The organism is Streptomyces gossypii, from assembly GCF_025165795.1.
Lineage (GTDB): Bacteria > Actinomycetota > Actinomycetes > Streptomycetales > Streptomycetaceae > Streptomyces > Streptomyces gossypii.
Window position 1 is genome coordinate 501,756 of sequence record NZ_JAJAGO010000004.1, and the last position, 21,642, is coordinate 523,397.

Annotated in this window: 15 protein-coding genes; 10 read left to right on the forward strand and 5 right to left on the reverse strand. The window is 73.4% G+C overall.

The window, feature by feature from the left end:
• The 3 genes from LHJ74_RS11390 (at position 1) to LHJ74_RS11400 (ending at position 4,381) form a co-directional block, all read left to right on the forward strand.
• The gene (locus LHJ74_RS11390; RefSeq protein ID WP_260217882.1) at positions 1 to 1,239 is read left to right on the forward strand and encodes a PP2C family protein-serine/threonine phosphatase; all 1,239 of its coding nucleotides are present in this window, start codon (positions 1 to 3) and stop codon (positions 1,237 to 1,239) included.
• A 328-nt stretch (positions 1,240 to 1,567) separates the two neighbouring features.
• Positions 1,568 to 2,923, forward strand: coding sequence for a vWA domain-containing protein (locus LHJ74_RS11395; RefSeq protein ID WP_260217790.1), 1,356 nt, complete (start codon positions 1,568 to 1,570; stop codon positions 2,921 to 2,923).
• A gap of 24 nt (positions 2,924 to 2,947) precedes the next feature.
• Positions 2,948 to 4,381: an FHA domain-containing protein gene (locus LHJ74_RS11400; RefSeq protein ID WP_260217791.1), complete on the forward strand. Its 1,434-nt coding sequence runs from the start codon at positions 2,948 to 2,950 to the stop codon at positions 4,379 to 4,381.
• A gap of 58 nt (positions 4,382 to 4,439) precedes the next feature.
• Here the strand turns inward: LHJ74_RS11400 and LHJ74_RS11405 are convergent, their stop codons facing one another.
• Both LHJ74_RS11405 and LHJ74_RS11410 read right to left on the reverse strand, forming a co-directional pair.
• A complete protein-coding gene (locus tag LHJ74_RS11405; protein ID WP_260217792.1) occupies positions 4,440 to 5,354 on the reverse strand; it encodes a phosphotransferase enzyme family protein in 915 nt (304 codons plus the stop codon).
• 72 nt (positions 5,355 to 5,426) lie between these two features.
• Positions 5,427 to 6,377, reverse strand: coding sequence for a methyltransferase domain-containing protein (locus LHJ74_RS11410; protein ID WP_260217793.1), 951 nt, complete (start codon positions 6,375 to 6,377; stop codon positions 5,427 to 5,429).
• A 315-nt stretch (positions 6,378 to 6,692) separates the two neighbouring features.
• On the opposite strand from LHJ74_RS11410, the gene LHJ74_RS11415 reads away from it, so the two are divergent.
• The 3 genes from LHJ74_RS11415 to LHJ74_RS11425 all read left to right on the forward strand — a co-directional run bounded on the left by LHJ74_RS11415 (position 6,693) and on the right by LHJ74_RS11425 (position 9,284).
• The gene (locus LHJ74_RS11415) at positions 6,693 to 7,310 is read left to right on the forward strand and encodes an NADPH-dependent FMN reductase (protein WP_260217794.1); all 618 of its coding nucleotides are present in this window, start codon (positions 6,693 to 6,695) and stop codon (positions 7,308 to 7,310) included.
• A gap of 73 nt (positions 7,311 to 7,383) precedes the next feature.
• The gene (locus LHJ74_RS11420) at positions 7,384 to 8,427 is read left to right on the forward strand and encodes an ATP-binding cassette domain-containing protein (protein WP_260217795.1); all 1,044 of its coding nucleotides are present in this window, start codon (positions 7,384 to 7,386) and stop codon (positions 8,425 to 8,427) included.
• Positions 8,424 to 9,284 carry an ABC transporter permease gene (locus tag LHJ74_RS11425; protein WP_260217796.1) on the forward strand — a complete coding sequence of 287 codons (861 nt, stop codon included), beginning with the start codon at positions 8,424 to 8,426 and terminating at the stop codon, positions 9,282 to 9,284. Before LHJ74_RS11420 ends, LHJ74_RS11425 begins: the two co-directional genes overlap by 4 nt.
• 42 nt (positions 9,285 to 9,326) lie before the next feature.
• Here the strand turns inward: LHJ74_RS11425 and LHJ74_RS11430 are convergent, their stop codons facing one another.
• Positions 9,327 to 12,680, reverse strand: a complete 3,354-nt coding sequence (locus tag LHJ74_RS11430; RefSeq protein ID WP_260217797.1) for an ATP-binding protein — start codon at positions 12,678 to 12,680, stop codon at positions 9,327 to 9,329.
• Positions 12,681 to 12,780: 100 nt separating this feature from the next.
• On the opposite strand from LHJ74_RS11430, the gene LHJ74_RS11435 reads away from it, so the two are divergent.
• The 4 genes from LHJ74_RS11435 (at position 12,781) to LHJ74_RS11450 (ending at position 20,511) form a co-directional block, all read left to right on the forward strand.
• Positions 12,781 to 13,185 (forward strand): globin, encoded by a 405-nt coding sequence (locus tag LHJ74_RS11435; RefSeq protein ID WP_311203281.1) that lies wholly within the window; start codon positions 12,781 to 12,783, stop codon positions 13,183 to 13,185.
• Between the two features lie 62 nt (positions 13,186 to 13,247).
• On the forward strand, positions 13,248 to 16,721 hold the full coding sequence (locus LHJ74_RS11440; RefSeq protein ID WP_260217798.1) for an ABC transporter permease: 3,474 nt from the start codon (positions 13,248 to 13,250) through the stop codon (positions 16,719 to 16,721).
• 5 nt (positions 16,722 to 16,726) lie between these two features.
• Positions 16,727 to 19,540, forward strand: a complete 2,814-nt coding sequence (locus LHJ74_RS11445) for an FtsX-like permease family protein (protein ID WP_260217799.1) — start codon at positions 16,727 to 16,729, stop codon at positions 19,538 to 19,540.
• Positions 19,537 to 20,511, forward strand: coding sequence for an ATP-binding cassette domain-containing protein (locus tag LHJ74_RS11450; RefSeq protein ID WP_260217800.1), 975 nt, complete (start codon positions 19,537 to 19,539; stop codon positions 20,509 to 20,511). The genes LHJ74_RS11445 and LHJ74_RS11450 overlap by 4 nt, the downstream gene beginning before the upstream one ends.
• A 20-nt stretch (positions 20,512 to 20,531) precedes the next feature.
• On the opposite strand, the gene LHJ74_RS11455 is transcribed toward LHJ74_RS11450, so the two are convergent.
• Together LHJ74_RS11455 and LHJ74_RS11460 are read right to left on the reverse strand one after the other, a co-directional pair.
• The gene (locus tag LHJ74_RS11455) at positions 20,532 to 21,206 is read right to left on the reverse strand and encodes a DUF8185 domain-containing protein (protein ID WP_260217801.1); all 675 of its coding nucleotides are present in this window, start codon (positions 21,204 to 21,206) and stop codon (positions 20,532 to 20,534) included.
• The gene (locus LHJ74_RS11460) at positions 21,178 to 21,621 is read right to left on the reverse strand and encodes an acyl-CoA thioesterase (RefSeq protein WP_375546720.1); all 444 of its coding nucleotides are present in this window, start codon (positions 21,619 to 21,621) and stop codon (positions 21,178 to 21,180) included. The genes LHJ74_RS11455 and LHJ74_RS11460 overlap by 29 nt, the downstream gene beginning before the upstream one ends.
• Positions 21,622 to 21,642 lie beyond the last annotated feature (21 nt).

Consider the following 21,642-nt stretch of genomic DNA (forward strand, 5'->3'; position numbering starts at 1 on the left):
ATGCCGCAGCTCGACCAAGTGTCCGACTGTCCCGGTTGCGCGGAGCCGCTGGAGGAGGGTGACCTCTTCTGCGGTGCCTGCGGCGCCGATCTGCGGACCGCCGTGCCGGCGGCCGGAGCGGACGCCGACCGCCCGACCCTCGCGGTCAACGGCGCGCGGCTGCCCCCGGCCGACGCGGGGGCGGATTTCACGCTCTCCCCCGCCGAGCCGCCCGCCCCGGACGCCTCCGCGCTACTGCCGCCGCCCGCCGCCACGCCCGCCGCGACGCCCGGCACCGTCCCGGACCCGCGTACGGTGGACCCGCTCGCGGCGGCCACGGGTGAACCGGAGCCACTGGGCCCGCGCTGTGTCGCCTGCGGCACCGGCACCATCGACGACGACGGCTACTGCGAGCACTGCGGACACAAGCAGCCGCACGCGCGCGACCACATGGAGCACGAACTCGGCACGGTGGCCGCCGCCAGCGACCGCGGTCTGCGGCACCACCACAACGAGGACTTCTTCGCCATCGACGAGCCCGCGCTGGCCGACGGCTCGCTGGCGACCATCGCCGTCGTCTGTGACGGCGTCTCCTCCGCCAGCCGCTCCGACGAGGCGTCGACCGCCGCCGCCGAGGCGGCCTGCTCGGCGATGCGCGGCTCCGTACCCCGCGGCGTGCACATCCAGCAGGCCATGCACGACGCGCTGTTCGCGGCGGCCGAGGCGGTCAGCGCGCTGGCCACCGAGGCGGACGCGGAAGCCCAGCGCAACGCCCCGGCCTGCACCATCGTCAGCGCCGTCATCGCGGGCGGACTGCTGACCGTCGGCTGGGTCGGGGACAGCCGTGCCTACTGGGTGCCGGACGACCGCACCGCCCGGTCGGCCCGGCTGACCGAGGACGACTCGTGGGCCGCCCAGATGGTGGCGGCGGGTCTGATGAACGAGCCCGAGGCGTACGCGGACTCCCGCGCCCACGCGATCACCGGCTGGCTCGGCGCGGACGCGTACGACCTCGATCCGCACACCGCTTCCTTCAAGCCGGACCGTGCGGGCGTGGTGGTGGTGTGCACCGACGGACTGTGGAACTACGCGGAATCCGCCGAGGAGATGGCCGCCGCGGTCCCGCACGACGCACGCCTGAGGCCGCTGCACTCGGCACAGCATCTCGTCGGCTACGCGCTCGACGCGGGCGGGCACGACAACGTAACAGTGGCGATCGTGCCGTTCCCGATGCTCCCGGAGGGGGCAGGATCGGCCTGAGCGCGGCGCTCTTGACGGTCGCGGTCCGCGGCGGAGTCTGCTGACCCGCGGGGATCGGATGGAGCGATCCGAGGGGAAGGACACGGAGTCCGGTGGGACGGGCTCCGTTCACATCCGGGGCACATGTGCCCGCCCCTCTTTCCGCGGCCGCTGCAGAACAGGAGCGGAACAGGTGCCTCCGCTCCCGCACCTGAAGGAGGGGGCTTCCAACCCGAAGGCTGCGGTCCAGCACGAACCGATCTCATGCGGGAAACACACAAATTACCCAGAAACCAGGGAAGCCATTCCCCCACCGACTGAAGCCGGTGGTCCCCTCGCTAGGAGACAGATGGCGAATTTCTCCAAGTCGAACGTGCCGCGGTTCTCGGCCGACGTGTACCAGAACGCGTATCTGCCGGAAGGCGCACAAGAGGTCAACGCGATCGTCACGGTCACCTCGACCGGCGGCGGTACGTCCGGCGGGATGCCGCTGCCGGTCGCCGACCCCGGCCGCTCGCAGCTTTCGGACGGCCCGGACGCCGCGGTCGTCGTCATGGTCGACTGCTCCGGCTCGATGGACTATCCGCCGACGAAGATGCGCAACGCGCGGGACGCAACTGCCGCCGCGATCGACACGCTGCGCGACGGCGTCGCCTTCGCCGTCGTCGCCGGCACCCACCAGGCGAAGGAGATCTACCCCGGCGGCGGCGCGCTGGCCACCGCCGACGGCACCAGCCGTGCCGCCGCCAAGGACGCCCTGCGGAAGCTGAGCGCGGGCGGCGGCACCGCCATCGGCACCTGGCTCCGCCTCGCCGACCGGCTGCTGGCCTCGGCGGACGTGTCGATCCGGCACGGCATCCTGCTGACCGACGGCCGCAACGAGCACGAGGAGCCCGCCCAGCTGCGGGCCGCGCTGGACGCCTGCGCGGGCCGCTTCACCTGCGACGCGCGCGGCGTCGGCACGGACTGGGAGGTCAAGGAGGTCACCGGGATCGCCTCGGCGCTGCTCGGCTCCGCCGATATCGTGGCCGATCCGGATCACCTCGCCGCCGACTTCACCTCGATGATGGAGGCGGCCATGGGCAAGGAGGTCGCCGACGTCGGCCTGCGGCTGTGGACTCCTCAGGGGGCGGAGATCCGCTTCGTCAAACAGGTCGCGCCGACGGTGGAGGATCTGACCGCCCGCCGCACCGAGGCCGGCCCGCGGGCGGGCGACTACCCGACCGGCTCCTGGGGTGACGAATCCCGCGACTACCACGTGTGCGTCGACGTGCCGCCGGCCGAGGTCGGCAGGGAGATGCTGGCCGCGCGGGTGTCGCTGGTCCTTCCGGCTCCGGACGGCGGCACGCCGCAGACGCTCTCGCAGGGGCTCATTCGTGCGGTCTGGACGGACGACATGTCCGTGACGACCCGGATCAACCCGCAGGTTGCGCATTACACCGGGCAGGCGGAACTGGCCCAGGTCATCCAGCAGGGTTTGGACCTGCGTAAATCGGGCGACGAGGAGGGGGCGACGGCGAAGCTCGGCCGTGCCGTTCAGCTGGCCAGCGCCTCCGGGAACGCCGACACTGCGAAACTGCTTTCGAAGGTGGTCGACGTCGTGGACGCGGCGGCGGGTACTGTTCGACTGAAGGCGAAGGTCGCCGACGCCGACGAGATGACCTTGGAGACGCGGTCCACGAAGACGGTCCGTGTGAAGAAATAGCGGTACGGAGGGGGAGGCACGACGATGCCGACTTGCCCGAACGGCCACCAGTCGGCGGCCGATGACTGGTGCGAGGTGTGCGGCCACCGGATGGCTGCGTCGCCCGGTACGCCAGGCACGCACGCGGGCGCCGTCCCGGCGCCGCCTCCACCGCCGGGCCCTGGCGCACCGCAGGGGTACGGCTACCCCGGACCGCCCGGCCCACCCGGACCGCCCGCGCCCGGGCCTCCGCAGCCGGGGTACGGCTATCCGGCCCCCGGCGGGCCGCAGGGCCCTCCGGAGCTGTGCCCGCAGTGCCGCACACCGCGTGAGGCGCAGGCACCCTTCTGTGAGGAGTGCAGGTTCAACTACCTCACGCACTCCCCGACCGCCTACCCGACGCACGGGGCACCACCCCCGCAGCAGGGTCTGCCGCAGCCACCCCAGCCGCCGCAGCAGCCCCAGCAGCAGCCGGGCCCGCCCCCGCCGCCGTACGACGGGGGCTTCCCGCCGCACGGCGGGCCCCCCGGCCCTCCCGGTCCGCCGGGACCTCCCGGTCCGCAGCAGGGGCAACCGGGCCAGCAGGGGCAGCCGGGCCCACCGCCCTCACCGCAGCACGGCTTCCCCGGCGGCAGCGATCCCTCGCAGGAGCAGCGGCTCGGGTACGACCACTCCCGCCCGTCCCAGCTGAACCGCCCGGCGGAGTCGCTGGCCGGTCCGCCTGGACCGCCTGGGCCTTACCCCCCTGGGCCTGGTGCTGGGCCCGGCACGCACGGCGGTCCGCCGCCCGCCCCCCAGCCCTCCCAGCCGAGCGGCGACTGGATGCTGCCCCCGCCCAGCACGCCCGCAGGGCAGGATCCCGGCCAGCCGGTACACCCCGGGCCGCCGGAGGGACAGCAGGGCGGCGGCGGTTACGGCTATCCGCAGCAGGACTACGGACAGCCGCAGCATCCGTCACCCCAGCAGGCCCCGCAGGCCCCCCAACAGGTCCCGCAGCAGCAACAACAGCAACAGCAACAGCAACAGCAGGCTCGACCGCCGCAGCAGCCCGAGCACAACGGCGGCCGTCCCGGCGGCCCCTGGACGGCCGTGATCGCGCCCGACCGCGAGTACTTCATGGCCATGATGGGCCGCAGCGGCCCGGAGGCGTCGGCGCTCAACCTGCCCGCGTACTCGGCTGAGCAGCAACTGCCGCTCAGCGGCCACCAGATCACCATCGGCCGCCGCCGCCAGTCCACCGGGGAGGCTCCGGACATCGATCTGGGCCGCCCGCCGGAGGACCCCGGGGTCTCCCATCAGCACGCGGTCCTCATCCAGCAGCCGGACGGCAGCTGGGCGGTTGTCGACCAGGACTCCACGAACGGCACCACCATCAACGGCAGCGAGGAGCCGATTCAGCCGTTCGTCCCGATCCCCCTCTACCCGGGCGACCGCGTCCACGTCGGCGCCTGGACCACCATCACCCTCCACCAGAGCTGATCCCGCCCGGTCGTTCCCGGACCCGCCCGCCGGCGGGCCCGGGAACGGCCCGGACCGGTCAGAAGGCGTGCCAGCGGGTGGATGTGTCCTGCTCGCGCAGGGAGGTGATCCGGCGGGCGAACTCGTGCCGGGCCGCCGCGTTCGCCGGTGCGTGCTGGGCGACCCAGGCGCAGCTGGCCGTCTCCCGGGCGCCGCGCAGCACCGCGCAGCCGGGCCAGTCCCGTACATCCCGGCCGTATGCCCGCACGAATTCGGCGTAAGCCTCGCCGGGCAGTCCGTAGCGGTCCCGGCTCAGGGCCATCACCACCAGGTCATGCTCCCGCAGGTCGTCGGAGAAGGTCTCCAGGTCGAGCAGGACGGGCCCGTCGGGGCCCACGTGGACGTTGCGCGGCAGGGCGTCCCCGTGTATCGGGCCGGGCGGCAGCATGGGGGTGATCTCCGCCATGGCCGCCGCGAAGTCGTCACGCCGGGCGCGCAGGTAGGCGGCGTCCCCGGGTGGCAGCGCGTCCCCCGCCAGCCGCAGCCAGCGCTCGACTCCGGCCAGCAGCTCGCGCCGGGGCAGGGGGAAGGGCGGTGGCGGCAGCGCGTGCACCTGGCGCAGCAGTCCGGCGAGATCGGCGGGCCCGGCCGGCCGTACCGGCGCGGGCAGCCGGTGCCAGAAGGTCAGCGGGTGCCCGGAGACCAGCTCCACCTCGGGGCGGGCGGGCCGTACGGCCGGTATGCCGCGTTCCGCGAGCCAGTCGGCCACCCGCAGCTCGTGCCGGGCCCGTTCGGTCAGCTCCAGGCCACGGCCGACACGCACGACCGCACCACTGGGCGCGCCGTCTGCGGCCCGGTCTGCGGCCCCGCTGCCGTCCCGGCCAGAGTCCAGGGCGAAGACCGCGTTCTCGCCGAGTGCGAGCAGTTCGGCCCGGTCGGCCGCCTCGCCCGCCGCCGCGAGTACCGCCCGCGCCGCCACCTCCGTGAACCCCACGGGTTCCCCCCTTACGACTGACGACCTGCTGCCCGGCGCCCGTGCAGTCTGCCACCCGTGGCCCCGATCGGGTCAGTCCCCCAGTGGCCACGCGTACGGGCCGTCGGGGTCGTCCAGCCAGGCCCACTGAGTGGTGCCCCGTACCGCCACGCCGTACCGCTCGCGCGCCGGGCGGCCCTCTTCGTGCCAGATCTCGTACGCCGCGCGGGGCGGCACCCGTCCCGCCGTCAGAGCGAGCAGGAAGCGGAACGAGTCGTCCTGTGCGGCGTGCGCCGGCAGACCGCTCAGGCACCCGCCGGGGGCGGGCGCGGGCGGGCTGCCACGCAGCCGGACGAAGTAGGCCGGAGTGTCCAGGAAGTGCCCCGAGGCGTGGGTGGCGTCCGCGACGCGGAGCATGACGAGCCCGGTCGCCAGCGGTGCCAGGATCAGCGCGCCGGGAGCGCACTGGTCGAGCCACGGCAGCGGGACGGAGGGCAGCGTGCAGGTGGCGATGATCCGGTCGTACGGGGCGCGTTCCGGGCAGCCGCGTGCGCCGTCGCCGGTGACGACGGCCGGGTGGTATCCGGCGGCGTCCAGATGTTCGCGGGCGGCGTCGGTGATCTCCTTGTCGATGTCGACGGTGGTGACCCGCTCGTCGCCGAGCCGGTGCGAGAGCAGCGCCGCGTTGTAGCCCGGCCCGGTGCCGATCTCCAGCACCCGCATGCCCTCTTCGACTTCCAGGGCTTCCAGCATGCGGGCCATCAGGGAGGGCTGGCTGCTGGAGGAGAGCAGTTCGCCGTTCCTGATCAGGGTGGCCAGCGGCATGTCCTCGTACACGCCTCGCCGCCAGCGCTCCCGGCGCGACGCGTCGGGGTCGTCGTGCGACAGCCGGTCGCAGCCCTCGTCTCCCAGGCCGATCACCGACGTGTAGTAGTACGGCACGAAGAGCTCGCGGGGCACCTCCTCGAAGGCGCGGCGCCACGCCGGATCAGCGAGGGCGCCGCCCGCCACGATCCCCTGTACGAGTGCTGTCGCGCTGCCCATACCTCCACTGTGCGGCGGCCCGGCGGTTCGCGCGAGGGCGCGGGGCACGGGGCACGGGGCACGGGGGGGGAGATCGTCGGCCCCGACACCGGATGGTGTGCTTCCGTAGGTGGCCTCCGCGAACTCCCGCAACTGGTACTCCCGCAGCCAGGACGCCCGCGCGTTCCCGACCTGCCCTCCGCTCCGTTGCACCATTCTGCTCCAGCCGCTGGACCGCTCCGCCAGACCTGGTCCAGCGGATTGCTTGGTCCTTCCTCGCGCCTTCGTGGTGTACAGCCGTCCAGCCCGAAGCCGGCAGCCGCGAGAGGAGGACCCATGAAACCCACGCCTTGGGCAGCGGGCACGCCGAGCACCACGGCAAGCCGGAGACTGCGGGTGGCCGTCATCATCGGCAGTACCCGCGAGGGCCGGGTCGGCGACGCGGTGTGCCGCTGGGTAACGGACCGCGCGGGGCGGCGCGGCGACCTGGAGCCGAAGGTCGTCGACCTCGCGGAGTTCGTGTTCCCGGCACGTTATCCCGAGCTTCCGACGCCGCAGATGGCGGCGTTCACCGCCGAGATCGACCGCGCGGAAGCCTTCGTCATCGTCACGCCGGAGTACAACCGCAGCTTTCCCGCCTCGCTGAAGCAGGCGATCGACTTCGCCTACGACGAGTGGCATGCGAAGCCGGTCGGGTTCGTCTCCTACGGCTGCCGCTCCCGGGGGCTGTACGCGGTGGAGGCCCTGCGTTCGGTGTTCGTCGAACTGCACACCGTCACGATGCGGAACAGCGCGAGCTTCGATCTGCTCACCGCCGAAGGCGAGGACGGCGAAGGCGAGGACTGGGGCGGCTGCACCGACGGCGAACAGGACGCCACGGCGATGCTCGACCAGCTCAGCTGGTGGGGCCACGCGCTGCGGGACGCCCGCGCCGCGCACCCGTACGTGTCCTGAGGGGTCAGCAGCACCAGCCGGTCAGAGAACAGCCAGAAGTCAACAGAAACCACTGAGAAGGAGCGCGAGCGACGTGAGTGAGCACAGGGGCGGGAACGCTCCCGCCATCGAGACATCCGGGCTGGTCAAGGTGTTCGGTGACACCCGCGCGGTAGACGGCATCGACCTCACCGTGCCCACCGGCACGGTCTACGGCGTGCTGGGCCCGAACGGCGCGGGAAAGACGACGGCGGTCAAGATGCTCGCCACCCTGCTGCGCCCGGACGGCGGCGAGGCACGGATCTTCGGCCACGACGTCCGGCGCGAAGCGGCCATCGTACGCGGCATGGTGAGCCTGACCGGCCAGTACGCCTCGGTGGACGAGGACCTCACCGGGGTGGAGAACCTCATGCTGCTGGGGCGCCTGCTGGGGCACCACAAGACCGCCGCACGGGCCAGGGCCGCGCAGCTGCTGGAGGCGTTCGGCCTGAACGACGCCGCCGACCGGCAGGTGAAGAACTACTCCGGCGGCATGCGGCGGCGCATCGACATCGCCGCGAGCATCCTCAACACCCCCGATCTGCTCTTCCTGGACGAACCGACGACCGGGCTGGACCCGCGCAGTCGCAACCAGGTGTGGGACATCGTCCGGGCCGTCGTCGCACAGGGCACCACGGTGCTGCTGACGACGCAGTACCTCGACGAAGCCGACCAGCTGGCGTCCCGTATCGCCGTCATCGACAAGGGGAAGGTGATCGCCGAGGGCACCAAGGGAGAGCTGAAGGCATCAGTCGGCGCGGGCTCGGTGCACCTGCGGTTGCGGAACGCGCACGAGCGGCCGGAGGCCGAGCGGCTGCTCGCCCGCGTGCTGGACGCACCGGTGCAGGCGGACCCCGATCCGGTGGCGCTGACCGCACGGGTCGGCGACGGTGACGACGGGAACGGCGCCGCGCCCCAGGCCGCGCGCGCACTCGCCGAACTCGCCGCCGCCGGGATCACCGTGGACACCTTCTCGCTGGGGCAGCCCAGCCTGGACGAGGTGTTCCTCTCCCTCACCGACCGCCCCGCCGACCTCACCACGGACACCACCACGGACACCACCGCCACCGGCACACTCACCAAGGAGACCGCAGCATGAGCACCGCGACCGCGACCACCTCCCCCGCCGGTTCGGAGGAACTGGCGGCCGTCCGCACCGACGACCTCGCCGCCTTGCTGGTGGCGAAGGAACGACCACCGCGCCCCAGCGCGTTGAGCGCCTCCGTCACCTTCGGCTGGCGGGCGATGCTGAAGATCAAGCATGTGCCGGAGCAGCTCTTCGACGTGACCGTCTTCCCGATCATGATGGTCCTGATGTACACGTACCTCTTCGGAGGTGCGCTCGCCGGGTCGACCTCGGACTATCTGCAGTTCCTGCTGCCGGGCGTCCTGGTGATGAGCGTGGTGATGATCACGATGTACACCGGGGTCGCGGTCAACACCGATATCGAGAAGGGTGTCTTCGACCGCTTCCGTACGCTGCCGATATGGCGGCCCGCGCCGATGGTCGGCTATCTGCTCGGTGATGTCGTCCGCTACGCCGGGGCGTCGGCGGTGATGCTGGCCGTCGGCATGATCATGGGATTCCGGCCCGAGGGCGGCGCCGGCGGCGTACTGGCCGGGGTGGCGCTGCTGCTGGTGTTCTCGTTCTCCTTCTCCTGGATCTGGACGATGTTCGGGCTGCTGCTGCGCAGCGAGAAGTCCGTGATGGGGGTCAGCATGATGATGCTCTTCCCGCTGACCTTCGGCAGCAACATCTTCGTCGACCCCGCGACGATGCCGGGCTGGCTCCAGGCGTTCGTGAACAACAGCCCCATCACCCATCTCTCCTCAGCCGTACGGGAACTGATGGCGGGCGGCTGGCCCGGTGAGGACATCACCTGGTCGCTGCTCTGGTCCGCGGCTCTCGTGCTGGTCTTCGGCCCGATCACGATGCGGCTCTACAACCGCAAGTGACCAGCGGCGGGCCGCTGTGGCGTTACGGCGGCCCCTGGCGGCTCACAGCCCCCCGGGGCCGCCGCTTCCGGCATGCTCAGGCTGATCTTCGTGCTGCGACTGATCTTGATGCTGGGGCTGATCTTGATGCTGCGGCTGATAGCGGCAGGCGGCCCCGGTGGAGACCGCCGCGCGCAGATGCGCCGCCAGCTGCGGATGCCGTCCGTCCAGCTTGCGCAGGGTGTCGCGGATGCGCGCGGTGACCGTCTTACGGGCCCGCTCCGCCTCGTCTCCCAGGCGGCGGCTGCGGCCCGCGAGCCCCGCCGCGCTGCGCAGTTCGCGCAGCAGGGCCTCGCGCTCACGGTCGAACTCAGCGGCGCGGCGGTCGTCACCGCGCTCCGCCGCCCGGTCGATCTCCTCGTCGAGCAGGGTGAGCCGCTGCTTGTACCGGGCCTTGGCCTCGTCGTCCAGGATCTCGTCACCGCCCAACTGCCGGGCGGCCACCACCAGATCGCCGCCCTCCGGGGCGAGGAGCCGTACGGCCGGGATGTCCCTGCCGGGGCTGCTGATCAGGGTGTGCAGGTCACGCAGCCCCTTGGCGTCGGGCATATGGGCGGTGCGACCGCCGAAGGTGAGAGTCCACACCGCACCCTCCCTCCGGAACTCCTGCACGGAGCCGGAGGCAGATGCGGAGGCGGGAGCCGAGGCGGCAGGGGCAGCCGGGGCAGCCGCGTCGGCGCCCCCCGCCCCGCCCCCCGGCCCGGCATCCGCAACGGCCTCGGCCCGCAGCTGCCGCGCACGCTCGGCGAGCTGCCCCATCCCCGTCCCCGACGTCTCCCGCCGCACCCGCTCCAGCAGCGCGACCGCGTCGTCCGCGTCCCCGTCCGCGCCGCGGGCGAGCAGCACCTCGGCGAGCCGCAGGCGCGCGCTCGCCGCCCAGAAGTGCGCCTGGAGCGGGACGGCCGATTCCACGGCTGCGGTGAACCCCGCCACCGCCTCCTCCCAGCGCTCCTGCGCGGCGTCGATACGGGCCAGCCAGAAGATCACCGGGCCGCTCACATCGCACCCGAAGAGCGCTACCGCCCACTCGTCCGCGTACGGCGTGAGCGCACGGCGGGCACGCTCGCACAGCTCCGGGTCGCGCGAGACCGCCGCCACCTCCGCCTGGAATCTCAGCCACAGCGCGGCGTAACTGCGCGGGAAGGTCTCCTGGCCCGCGTCCAGCGCGGCGAGGTGGCGCAGCGCGGATCCGGCGTCGCCCCGCTGCGCGGCCGTGATGCCCTCCAACAGCCGGGGGATCGGGTAGTTCGTCTCGGCGAGGGTGCGGTGCAGGGCGTCCAGCTCCTCGAACCTGCCCTGCGCGAGCAGCAGCGCCCAGCGCATGTGGTGGACCATGTAGGCGAAGTGCTCGTGCTCCCCCGCATGCCCGTGAGCCGCCCCACGTGCGCGTTCGAGCAGCTCTTCCACCTCGTCGAAACGGCCGCCGAGCGAGGCGATCACGCTCTGGTCGATCGCGGAGCTCATCACGGCCCGCTGCCCGCCCTCGCGTTCGGCCATCGTCACGAAGCGGCGGAAGTAGTCGAGGTAGCGCGGGTCGCCCTGTTCCAGCAGCGCCACCCAGCAGAACGAGAGCGCGAACAGCTCGGTCTCCTCGTCTGCCGTGCGCCGTGCCACCGCGATCATCTCGTCCGTCAGGGCCTTGCGCTCGGCGGCGGTGCCGGGGCCCCACAGCTGGTTGTGGCGCGTCCACAGGCTGAACGACAGCGCGTCGTCGTCCTGGCCACGCCGGGCGAGTACCGCCGCGTGCACCGCCAGCTCCCGGGCGAGCAGGTCGGGCCCTTGGTCCGGCCGCCTGGCCGCCCCCGGGCGGACCAGTCTGCCGTGGACCTCCGAGAGCAGCTCGGAGGTCAGCCGCCCGTGGTCGCCGAGGTCCGCGCCACCGCCGAGGCCGCCGGTCTCCCCGGCACCGCCGGCCCGGTAGAGGGTGAGCGCCGCCCGCGCCAGCAGCTCCGGGTCGTCCAGCTCGCGGGCCCGTGCCACCGCGTCGGCGAGCACCTGCCAGGACTCCTCACGGCGGCCGGCGTGCCCCAGCTCGGTGCCCAGGTCGAGGCCGATGATGACGGCTCTGCGCGGCTCGCTGCCGACGGCCCGCTCCAGGGCACGGCGGAGGTGGCCGGTCTGCTCGGCGAAGGCCATCCTCGCCGCGGCGTCCTGGGCGGCGGCCAGCAGGTGGTCGACCACCCGCGAGGACTCCAGCGCAGCGCCGGCGAGATGGGCGTGATGGGCCAGGTCCGCCGGGACGACCTTACGGGCGAGCGCCGCGTCCCCGTCCAGCGTCCGGACGACGGCCGCGTGCCGTGCCTGCGCCTCGGTCTCACCGAGCGCGTCGTAGAGCGCCTCCCGGACCAGATCGTGCGCGAAGGCGAAGCGCCCGGCCCCTTGGACCACCACGAGCCGGGCGGCGACGGCCCGGTCCAGCAGCCGGTCGACCTGGGGCACCGGTGCCGCCGCCACCCCCGCGAGGACCTGGCGGTGAAACTGCCGGCCCAGCACCGCGGCGCTCGTGAGCAGCCGCTCGACCGGGGTGGGCAGCAGAGACAGGCGTCTCCGCAGCGCATCGCGCACGCCGGGGGCCACTGCCGTGACCGTGCCGCCGCTGTGCCAGAGGCGGGCGGTCTGCTCGACGAAGAACGGGTTGCCGCCGGTGCGGCGGTGCACCTCCGCCGCCAGCTCCGGATCGGGCGGCCGCCCCGCCGTACGGGCCATCAGGGCGCCGACCTCGTCGGCGTCGAGACCGGTCAGCGTCACCGTCGTCGCTTTCGCGACGAGAGGGGTCATCAGCGGGCGGAGCGGGTGCTCGTCCTGCTCCACCTCGACGTCGCGGTAGGTGCCCACCAGCAGCAGGCGCTCGAACCAGGTGTGCCGGGCGGCGAACTCCAGCAGACCCAGCGAGTCGGTGTCCGCCCAGTGCAGGTCGTCGAGCACCGCCACCACGGGGCGGTGCTGCGAGACGGAGACCAGCGCCGTGGTCACCGCGTCGTAGAGCTGGAAGCTCTCGACGGCCCCGGTGCCGCGCGTCTCACCCAGCAGAACGCCCAGCCCGCTCCCGGCGGCCTGCTCGGCCGCCGCCCACTCGTCGGCGGTGGCGCCGCGCCGCAGGCCACGGATCAGCTGCACCCAGGGCCAGTAGCCCGGGGCGTTCTCCGAATCCCAGCAGGAGCCGCTCAGCACCAGCGCGCCCAGGCGCCTGGCCTCCTCCACCGCGCCCGCGACGAGCGTCGTCTTACCGATCCCGGCCTCGCCGGCGACCAGCACCAGGCCGCCGTGGCTCTCCGCCGCGCGGCCGACCTCGGCGCGCAGCACTGCGGCGGGGTGCTCCCGGCCGATCAGGAATGGTTTCTCTCCGGTGACAGACATGGTGTTCCGAACGTACCGGCCACCACTGACAGTGGGCCTGCCGAAGGCGGCACATTCCACGGCCCACGGGTTCCGGCGGGGCGTCTGCGACCATGGGGAGGTGATGGAGATTCCGCGCGGCACCGTGCAGACGGAGACTTTCTACGAACAGGTCGGCGGCGAGGAGACCTTCCGGCGCCTCGTCCGCCGCTTCTACCAGGGGGTGGCCCAGGACCCGGTGTTGCGGCCGATGTACCCGGAGGAGGACCTCGGCCCGGCCGAGGAGCGGCTCGCCCTCTTCCTGATCCAGTACTGGGGCGGCCCGCGCACCTACAGCGAGCAGCGCGGCCACCCGAGGCTGCGGATGCGGCACGCCCCGTTCAAGGTCGACGAGGCCGCGCACGACGCGTGGCTGTCGCACATGCGCGAGGCCGTGGACAGCCTGGAGCTGGCCCCGGAGCACGAACGGCAACTCTGGGACTATCTCGTGTACGCCGCAAGGACTATGGTCAATTCCTCGGAATGAGCCATCGCCCCACCACCCGGCGCCGAAGGTGAGGGCGCAGGGGGTACAGGGGGCTGCGGGGCTTGGCTGGGTTCGTCTTGTCACGGGTGCGGGCGCACCGGCTGCTCATAGCCGCTGCCCTGCTCACCGTGGTGCTGGCCACCTCGGTGCTGGTCATCCTCTCCGCGTTCGCCGCCACCATCGGCGACACCGGACTGCGCCGCAGCCTCGAACACCAGTCCGCTCCACGCACCGTCATCGACGTCCAGGCGGATGTGACGTCCGAGGACGCGGAGGCCATCGACCGGTCCGTACGCAAGGCGGCGCGGCGCGCCTTCGACGGGCTGCCGACCGCCGTCGACGCCAGCACCCGTTCCGGCCCCTACGCCCTGCCGCGCGCGCTGCGGCCCGAGGACGCGGGGCGGAGCGAGGACCCTGATCTGACGCTCTTCGCCTCGCTGGACGAGGACCGGGTGCGCATGACCGCGGGCACCTGGCCCACCGCCGAGGCGGATGCGGCCGGGGCGGACGCGGGGAACGCCGCCGTCATCCCCGTCGCGCTGCCGGAGGCCGCCGCGAAGCGGCTGGGGCTCGCACCGGGCGACCACATCGATCTGAAGAGCCGCCTCAGCGGCCCGCCCCCCGTGCGCGCGGCGATCTCGGGGACTTACGCCGCCAAGGACAGCGACGACCCCTACTGGCGGATGGACCCGCTGGAGGGCGACGGCGTCCGCACGCTCGCATTCACCACCTACGGCCCGCTGGCCGTCAACGCGGAGGTGTTCCGCGAAGCGCTGGAGCCCGCCTCGGCCCACTGGCAGGCAGAGGCGGACTTCTCGGGCGTCTCCACCTCCCGCATCGGCGAGCTGCGCGACCGCGTACGCCAGTCGGCCGCCGGTTTCGCTGATTCCTCGGAAGTGCGCGGCGCCACAGCATCCAGCGAACTCCCCGCGCTGCTGGACGCGCTGGAGCGCACACTGCTCGTCGGACGCTCCACACTGCTGATCGCCGCACTGCAACTGGCGGTCCTCGCGGGTCTCGCCCTGCTGCTCGTCGCCCAACTGCTGGCCTCCGAGCGGGCCTCGGAGACGGCGCTGCTGCGGGCACGCGGAGGTTCGCGCGGCCGGATCGCCGCCCTGTCCGGCGCCGAGGCGCTGCTGCTAGTGCTGCCCGGCGCGCTGCTGGCGCCGCTCGTCGCGGTGCCCGTCGTGGAGGCCCTGATGGGCAGCGGCGCCCTCGGCCGCTCCGGGGCCGATCCCACCGTCCGGCTTCCGGCGGAGGCCTGGTGGGTCGGCCTCGGCACGGCGCTGGCCTGCGCGGCGACGGTCATCGCGCCCTCGCTGCGGAGACGGTCCGACGGTGTGCGGTCGCAGCGTTCCCCGGGGAGGCGCAAGGCGGCCGCGATGCTGCGCGGCGGATCCGATCTGGCGCTCGTCGCGATCGCGGGCGTCGCCTACTGGCAGCTGGAGCGCCGGGCCGCCGGCACCGGCGTGCTGACCGGCACCGACGGCGGCAGCACCGGATCCGACGCGCTGGGCATCGATCCGGTGCTGGTCACCGCGCCCGCGCTCGCCCTGCTCGCGGGCACGGTGCTGGCGCTGCGGCTGCTGCCGCTGGCGGCCCGGATCGGCGAGCACCGCGCCGCCCGCTCGCGCGGCCTCGCCGGGGCGCTCGCCGGCTGGCAGCTCAGCAGGCGCCCGATGCGCGGCGCCGGGCCGGCGCTGCTGCTCGTACTGGCCGTGGCGATGGGGGTGTTCGCGGTCGGGCAGGGCGCGAGCTGGGACCGTTCACAGGGGGACCAAGCGGATTTCCGTACGGGTGCTGACGTGCATGTCACGGGCTCCACCGCACCCGCCTTCGGGCAGGGCGGCCTCTACTCGGACATCGAGGGGGTCAGCACGGTGGCCCCGCTCGCTCGCGACGAGTTCAGCGTCGAGGGCGAGCGCACCGCGCAGGTGCTGGCCACCGACACCCGGGCGGCCTCGGACGGCCTGCTGCGGATGCGGGAGGACCTCACCGACCAGCCGCTGCCGGAGCTGCTGCGCCCGCTGGCGGGCCCCGGCAAGCGCGCCGCAAAGGGCATCCCGCTGCCCGAGGACACCCGCGAACTCCGGCTGAGCCTGCGGCTGGAGAGGCTCGGGCAGCAGGGGCAGGACGACGGCCAGGACGACGGCGCGGGCGCCGAGAGCGAACGGTCCAGCCAGGACACCGTCTCCCTCACCCTGGAGGACCGGTTCGGCGTGCCGTACGAATTCCGGGTCGGCGACCTCACAGCCGACGGCCGGGTCCACGGCCTCGCCGCCCGGCTGGACACCGCCGCCGGCGGCAGGGAGGGCGCGCCCGCCGAGCCGCTGCGGCTGACCCGGCTCACCGTCTCGCATCTCGCCCCCTCCCGTGACGAGGAGCGGCGGCTGACGCTCACCGCGCTGGAGTCCTTCGGCGGCGACGGTTCCGCCGCAACGGTCGAGATCCCCTCGGGGACCCGCTGGGCCTCCGTGGTGGGGACCGAGGACCAGCAGCAGATCCTCGGCACCGGGCCCTACGAGAATCCGGAGATCCACTCGGCCGGGCCCGGGCGGAGCGGAGACGGCGGAAACGGAGACGGCGGGGACGGCGCAGGCGACGACCCGTTGACCGTCCGCTACACCAGCGGATCCGCCCCGTCGCCCGAGCCCTACGGCATCGGGCCGGTCCCCGTGGACCTGCGGCTGACGCCCGGCGGCAAGGACAACGGGGGCGGCGGGGGCAAGGGCACCGGGAAGGACGAGCTGGCCGCCGTCGCCACCGACGCCTTCCTGACCGCGAGCGGCGCCGAGGTGGGCGATTCCGTCAAAGCACGGATCTCCAGCACCGAGCTGACCATACGCCTCACCGGCTCCGTACGCGCCCTGCCCGGCACCTCCCCCCGCACCCCGGGCAAGGACGGCGGCGCCCTGCTGCTCGATCTCGCCTCGCTGAACCGCGCGCTGCTCGCCGCCTCGAGCACCCCGCTGGAACCGGAGAGCTGGTGGGTGGGGGCCCGTGAGGGGCAGACCCGCCAGGTCGTCGAGCAGCTGCGCGCGCAGCCCTCGCTGGACAAGCTCGTCGTACGCGACGAACTGGCCGCCGAACTGCGCAGCGACCCGCTCAGCGCGGGCCCCCGCACCGCCCTCACCGCCAGCGCGCTGGCCGCCGCCGCACTGGCCGCCATGGGCTTCGCGGTGAGCGCGGCCGGGGCGGTGCGGGAGCGGACCGCCGAGTTCGCGGTGCTGCGGGCACTGGGCGCGCCACGGCGCCGCCTCGCGCAGATCCTGGCGACGGAGCAGAGCCTGCTGGTGCTGATCTCGCTGGCGATCGGGCTGGGGCTGGGGATTCTGCTGACCCGGCTCGTCGTCCCGTTGATCGTGCTGACCGGCGAGGCGACCCAGCCGGTGCCCGAACTGCTGGTGCGGCTGCCGCTCGGCCCGCTCACGCTGCTGCTCGGCGCGGTGCTGGTCGCTCCGGTGCTGGTGATCGCCGCTACCGCGCTGCGCGGTGCCGATCCGGTCGCCGCGCTGCGTACCGAGCGGGGGGACTGACGGCGATGACACGACGGACCGACCTTCGCCGAGGGCGCGGCCTGGCAGCGGCCTGGACCTGGACGCGGCTGCGCGCCGCACCCGGTGCCGCTCTCGCCTTCGCCGCGCTGCTGATGGTCACGGCCTTCACCGCCGCCGCCCTCCCCCGCCTCATCGACGGCTACGAGAACGACGCGCTGCGCGAGTCCGTCGCCGAGGCGCCGCTCCGGGACCAGCTCGTCAGCGGCACGGCCGAGGCCGTGTACGGCGGCCCGGAGACCGACCCGCGCGAGCTGGTGCTGCCGCCCGCACTCGACAGGTCGGCCGAGGCGTTCCGCCGGGCGGTCCGGCCACCGCTGCCCGCCGACCGGGACGGGGCGGTGTACGGCGTCCACAACCGCAAGCCCGCCGCAGCCATCGACCCCGGATTCCCCCGGCCCTCCCCGCAGCTCACCCCGCGGACCTCGCTCGTCGCCCAGCCGGACCTTGCCCGGCACAGCCGTCTCGTCGAGGGACGGATGCCCGGCGGGCGCCTGACCGGCCCGCCCGGCGAGCGCCATGTAGAGGCCGTGCTCACCCCCGCCACCGCCCACCGGATGAAGCTGCGGACCGGTGACACCTTCCGTCTCGCCGGCCTTTCGGGCGAGACGACGGTGAAGGTGACCGGCCTGATCAGCCCGCGCTCACCCGGCGATGTCTACTGGAAGGCCGAGCCGAGCCTCGACCGGCCCACCCTGAAGAGCCTGAAGCCGCCCGGCCCCGGCAGCGAGCCGGAGCACTACTGGCACTTCAGCGCGTTCATCGACCGGCAGGCCACGGCGGCCCTGCTGGATCTCAAGGACGGCGCGGAACTCTTCTGGCACCAGCAGCTGCGTACCGGCGGCATCCAGGCGCACCAGGTCGCCGAGCTGCGGGACACCCTGACGTCGCTGACCGTCGGCCGGGACGCCACCCGGCTGGAGCAGGCAGCCGCCGTCGGCCCGATCACCTTCAACGAAGGGCTGGTCGAGCTGCTCGCGAGCTTCGAACGCGAGCGTTCGGCAGTCGCGCCGCTGCTGCTGATGGCCACGCTGGGCCTGGCGACGGCTGCGGTCACCGTCCTGCTGCTGTGGGGTGTGCTGGCGGCCGCGCGGCGGGAGGCGGAGCTGGCCCTCTGGCGCTCGCGGGGCAGCTCGCTGCGCGGCCTGGCCGGACGCCTGCTGGCCGAGACGGCCGCCGTCGGGCTGCCCGCGGCGGCCCTCGGCACGGCGACGGCGCTCCTCATCACTCCCGCCGGACGGTGGAGTCAAGCCCTTCCGGCGGCAGCGGTGGTGACCGCCGTCGCCCTGTTCACGCTGCCCGTACGCGCCGCACTCACGCACCGCCGTCCGCAGGTGCCGTCCCAGCGCTCCGACATGCTGCGGGGGCGGCGCTCCAGGCGGCGCACGGTCGTGGAGGTCACCGTGCTGACCCTGGTGGTGGGCACCCTCGTGGCGCTCCGCCGGCGCGGGACGGGCGGCGGTGGCGAGGACGGAGGCAGTCCGGATCCGATGCTGTCGGCGGCACCCGTGCTGCTGGCCCTCGCCGTCGCGCTGGTCCTCGTCCGGCTCTATCCGCTGCCGCTGCGGCTGCTTTCCCGGCCCGCCGCGCGGCGCCGGGGACCGGTCGCCTTCCTGGGCATGGCGCGCGCCGCCCGCGCCCCGTCCGCAGCCGTCGCCGGGCTGCCGCTGCTGACCATGCTGGTGGCCCTGACCGTTGCCGCCTTCGGCGGCACGGTGCTGGCCGGGATCGCGGACGGCCGCGAGGCGGCGGCACTGCGGGCGGTGGGAGCGGACGCCCGCCTCGACTCCCCGGAGCAGCTGTCCGGCAAGGTCCTCGCACAGGTGCGGAAGGCGGACGGCGTGGCGGACGTCAGCGAGATCCGGGTCTTCCACGGCGGCGACGTCGTGGACAGCTCCAGCGGGGTGACCGCGGGCAGCGGCGTCACCGTGGTCATCGCCGAGCCCCGCGCGTACGCCCGGCTCGCGGAGCGCACCGGCTTCGGTGCCTTTGCCGAGCGGGCGCTGCGTCCGGGCAAGGGAGCCGGCGGGCCGGATCAGGCGCTACCGGCGCTGGTCTCCGCGCCGCTGGCGGAGAAGATGGCGGACCGTGCGTCGGTCTCCGTACCGGGGCTCGAACTGACGGTGCACGCCGAGGTCGTACGGCAGAGCACTCCCGCCGTCCGGGGCGCCGACTTCCTGGTGCTGTCCCGCGCGGCCGTGGAGCGGACCCGGCCCGACACGGCCGACAGCGCGCTCGTCTCCCCCAACTCCCTGCTGCTGAGCGGCTCTTCCCTCGACAGCGCCGCGCTGCGCGAGCTGGTCCCGGACAAGGGCTCGGACCTCACCCTGAACCTGCGCACCGAGCAGCGCGACTCGTACAGCGATTCCGTGCTCCAGTCCGGAGCCGAACGCCTGTATGTCGGCGCGGTGCTGGCCGCCGCGGGGTTCAGCGCCCTCGCCGTGCTGCTCTCCCTGCTGCAGACCGCCCCCGAGCGGATCACGCTGCTGGCCCGGCTGCGCACCATGGGGCTCCCCCGTCGGCAGGGCCGGTGGCTGCTGCTGATCGAATCACTGCCGATGTACGTGCTCGCGGCGGTGGCCGGGGTGCTGACCGCACTCGCCTCGGTGCCGCTGCTGCGACCCGGCATCGATCTGACCACGCTCGCCGGGACTCCGGCAGCCGACCCCGTACACCTCGCGACCGATCCGCTGTCCCTGGCACTGCCCGCCCTGTGCCTGCTGATCCTCGCCTGTGCCGCGCTGCTCGTACAGGCCCGGATCGCCGGCCGGACAACGGATCTCCGGATGGAGCCGCTATGAGCACCGAAACCGAGCCCACGCTTGCCGAGCTGGAGCGGCGCGCCACCAGAAGCGGGCCCGCGTACGGCCAGGACGCGCTGATCGTCTGCGACCGGCTGGTCCGCGTCTTCCAGGCGGACGGCGTGGAGGTGCAGGCGCTCCAGGGACTCGACCTGCTCATCAAGGAGGGCGAACTCACGGCGATCGTGGGCGCCTCGGGCAGCGGAAAGTCGACGCTGCTGAACATCCTGGCGGGCTTGGACACGCCGACGGCCGGGAGCGCCTCGGTCGCGGGCTGCGATCTGCTCGGGATGGACGCGAAGACCAGACTGGGCTACCGGCGGGACACCGTCGGGTTCATCTGGCAGCGCACCTCGCGGAACCTGCTGCCGTATCTGACCGCCGCGCAGAACGTGGCGCTGCCGATGCAGCTGCGCGGCCGGAGCCGCGGCATGGGCGTGGGCAGGCGGGGGAACCGTGCCCGGATGGCCAGGGCCGCCGAACTGCTCGACCTGCTGGGCATGTCCCACTGCCTGGACCGGCGGCCCGCCGGGCTCTCCGGCGGGGAGCAGCAGCGTGTCGCCATCGCGGTGGCGCTGGCCAACGATCCGGCGGTCGTCTTCGCCGACGAGCCGACCGGAGAGCTGGACACGGCCACGGCCGAGCAGGTCTTCAGCGCGCTCCGCACGGCCAACTCCGAGCTGGGGACGACGATCCTGGTCGTCACCCACGATCAGGCGGTGTCCTCGGAGGTCAGCCGCACCGTGTCGATCCGGGACGGCCGGACGAGCTCGGAGACGCTGCGGCACGTGCGCACGGACGAGAACGGCGGGGAGTCGACCGTCAGCCGCGAGTACACGACGATCGACCGCTCCGGGCGGCTGCAGCTGCCGCCGGAGTTCACCGAGCCGCTGGCGATCCGCGACCGGGTGCTGCTGGAGCTCCAGCCGGACCACATCGAGGTGCGGCCGGACACACCGCCACCGGTGTAATGCTCAGACCGGTGTGACGCTCAGACCGGTGTGACGCTCAGGCCGAGACCCGGCCCCCGCCCCGCCCCCGCGGCACCGCGCACGATCACCGAACCGTACGGGGTACGCAGCCGCAGCCAGTTCCCCGAACCGTAGAGCGCAACGGGCGCGGACGCGTCCCGCAGGAAGCCGAGCGCCTGCGCCGCGTGGGCGACACGGAGCCGCACACCGGTACCGCTCAGCGGTCGCTCCCAGATCTCCTCGGCCATCGCGTCCAGCGTCTCGCGGGTGCGCTGCTCGGGAGTCAGCCGCTCGGTGCGGTCCCGGAACTCCGCGACGGCGCCCGCCGCGGCCTCCCGCACCGCACGGGCTGGCAGCTCGGCCGAGACCTGCCAGCCGTGGCGCGGCGGCAGCAGACCGGCCCAGGCGGGGCCGGTCACCTCATCCGGCACGGTGACCGACTCGCTCGGTTCGTCCACGCGCTCCAGCAGTTCACCGGCAGAGACCGTGGCGTCCAGCTCCGCCGACTCCAGGAGCCGCGCGGTCAGCACGGCCAGTACCTCGAAGCGTGCGGGGCGCGCGAACACGCCGAGCACCCCGGCGCCCGCCTGGAGCCGGACGGCAGCGCCCTTCTCCCAGCGCAGCAGACGCCCGAGGAAGTCCGCCAGCGCGCCGGCCTCTCCCGGGTCAGCGAAGACCAGACGCGGCGCTGTCATCAAAATACCCCTCCAGAAATGACTTCTCCTCGGAGGTCAGCCGCCTGGGCCGCGCCTCTTCAAGAAGGTAGGGGACGATGACCGTCCGCGCACGGGCGTACACCGCCTCGGCGTCCTTGACCTCGTAGTCCAGTGTCGCCGAGGCCGCGCCGATCTTGGTGACCCAGGTCTCCACCGACACCGGCGTGTGCCGGTGCACCAGCGGACGCAGATAGTCGATCTCGTGCCGGGCCACGACCGAGCCTCCCTGGAAGGAGTTCTCGGCCGCGGTCGGAGACTCCGCCGCCTCCCGCGCCAGCCGGAACATGAAGTCGATCCGTGCCTCCTCCAGATAGCGGAGGAAGACCACGTTGTTGACATGCCCGAAGGCATCCATGTCCGACCAGCGCAGGAAGCACTGGAATATATGCCGCACGCTCAGACCATCACTCTCTGC

Bases quoted from the DNA above. Each gene is read 5' to 3' on its own strand.
- LHJ74_RS11395 (WP_260217790.1), top strand. From the start codon at position 1,568: ATGGCGAATTTCTCCAAGTCGAACGTGCCGCGGTTCTCGGCCGACGTG.
- LHJ74_RS11430 (WP_260217797.1), bottom strand. From the start codon at position 12,680: ATGTCTGTCACCGGAGAGAAACCATTCCTGATCGGCCGGGAGCACCCC.
- LHJ74_RS11455 (WP_260217801.1), bottom strand. From the start codon at position 21,206: ATGACAGCGCCGCGTCTGGTCTTCGCTGACCCGGGAGAGGCCGGCGCG.
- LHJ74_RS11400 (WP_260217791.1), top strand. From the start codon at position 2,948: ATGCCGACTTGCCCGAACGGCCACCAGTCGGCGGCCGATGACTGGTGC.
- LHJ74_RS11425 (WP_260217796.1), top strand. From the start codon at position 8,424: ATGAGCACCGCGACCGCGACCACCTCCCCCGCCGGTTCGGAGGAACTG.
- LHJ74_RS11445 (WP_260217799.1), top strand. From the start codon at position 16,727: ATGACACGACGGACCGACCTTCGCCGAGGGCGCGGCCTGGCAGCGGCC.
- LHJ74_RS11415 (WP_260217794.1), top strand. From the start codon at position 6,693: ATGAAACCCACGCCTTGGGCAGCGGGCACGCCGAGCACCACGGCAAGC.
- LHJ74_RS11390 (WP_260217882.1), top strand. From the start codon at position 1: ATGCCGCAGCTCGACCAAGTGTCCGACTGTCCCGGTTGCGCGGAGCCG.
- LHJ74_RS11410 (WP_260217793.1), bottom strand. From the start codon at position 6,377: ATGGGCAGCGCGACAGCACTCGTACAGGGGATCGTGGCGGGCGGCGCC.
- LHJ74_RS11450 (WP_260217800.1), top strand. From the start codon at position 19,537: ATGAGCACCGAAACCGAGCCCACGCTTGCCGAGCTGGAGCGGCGCGCC.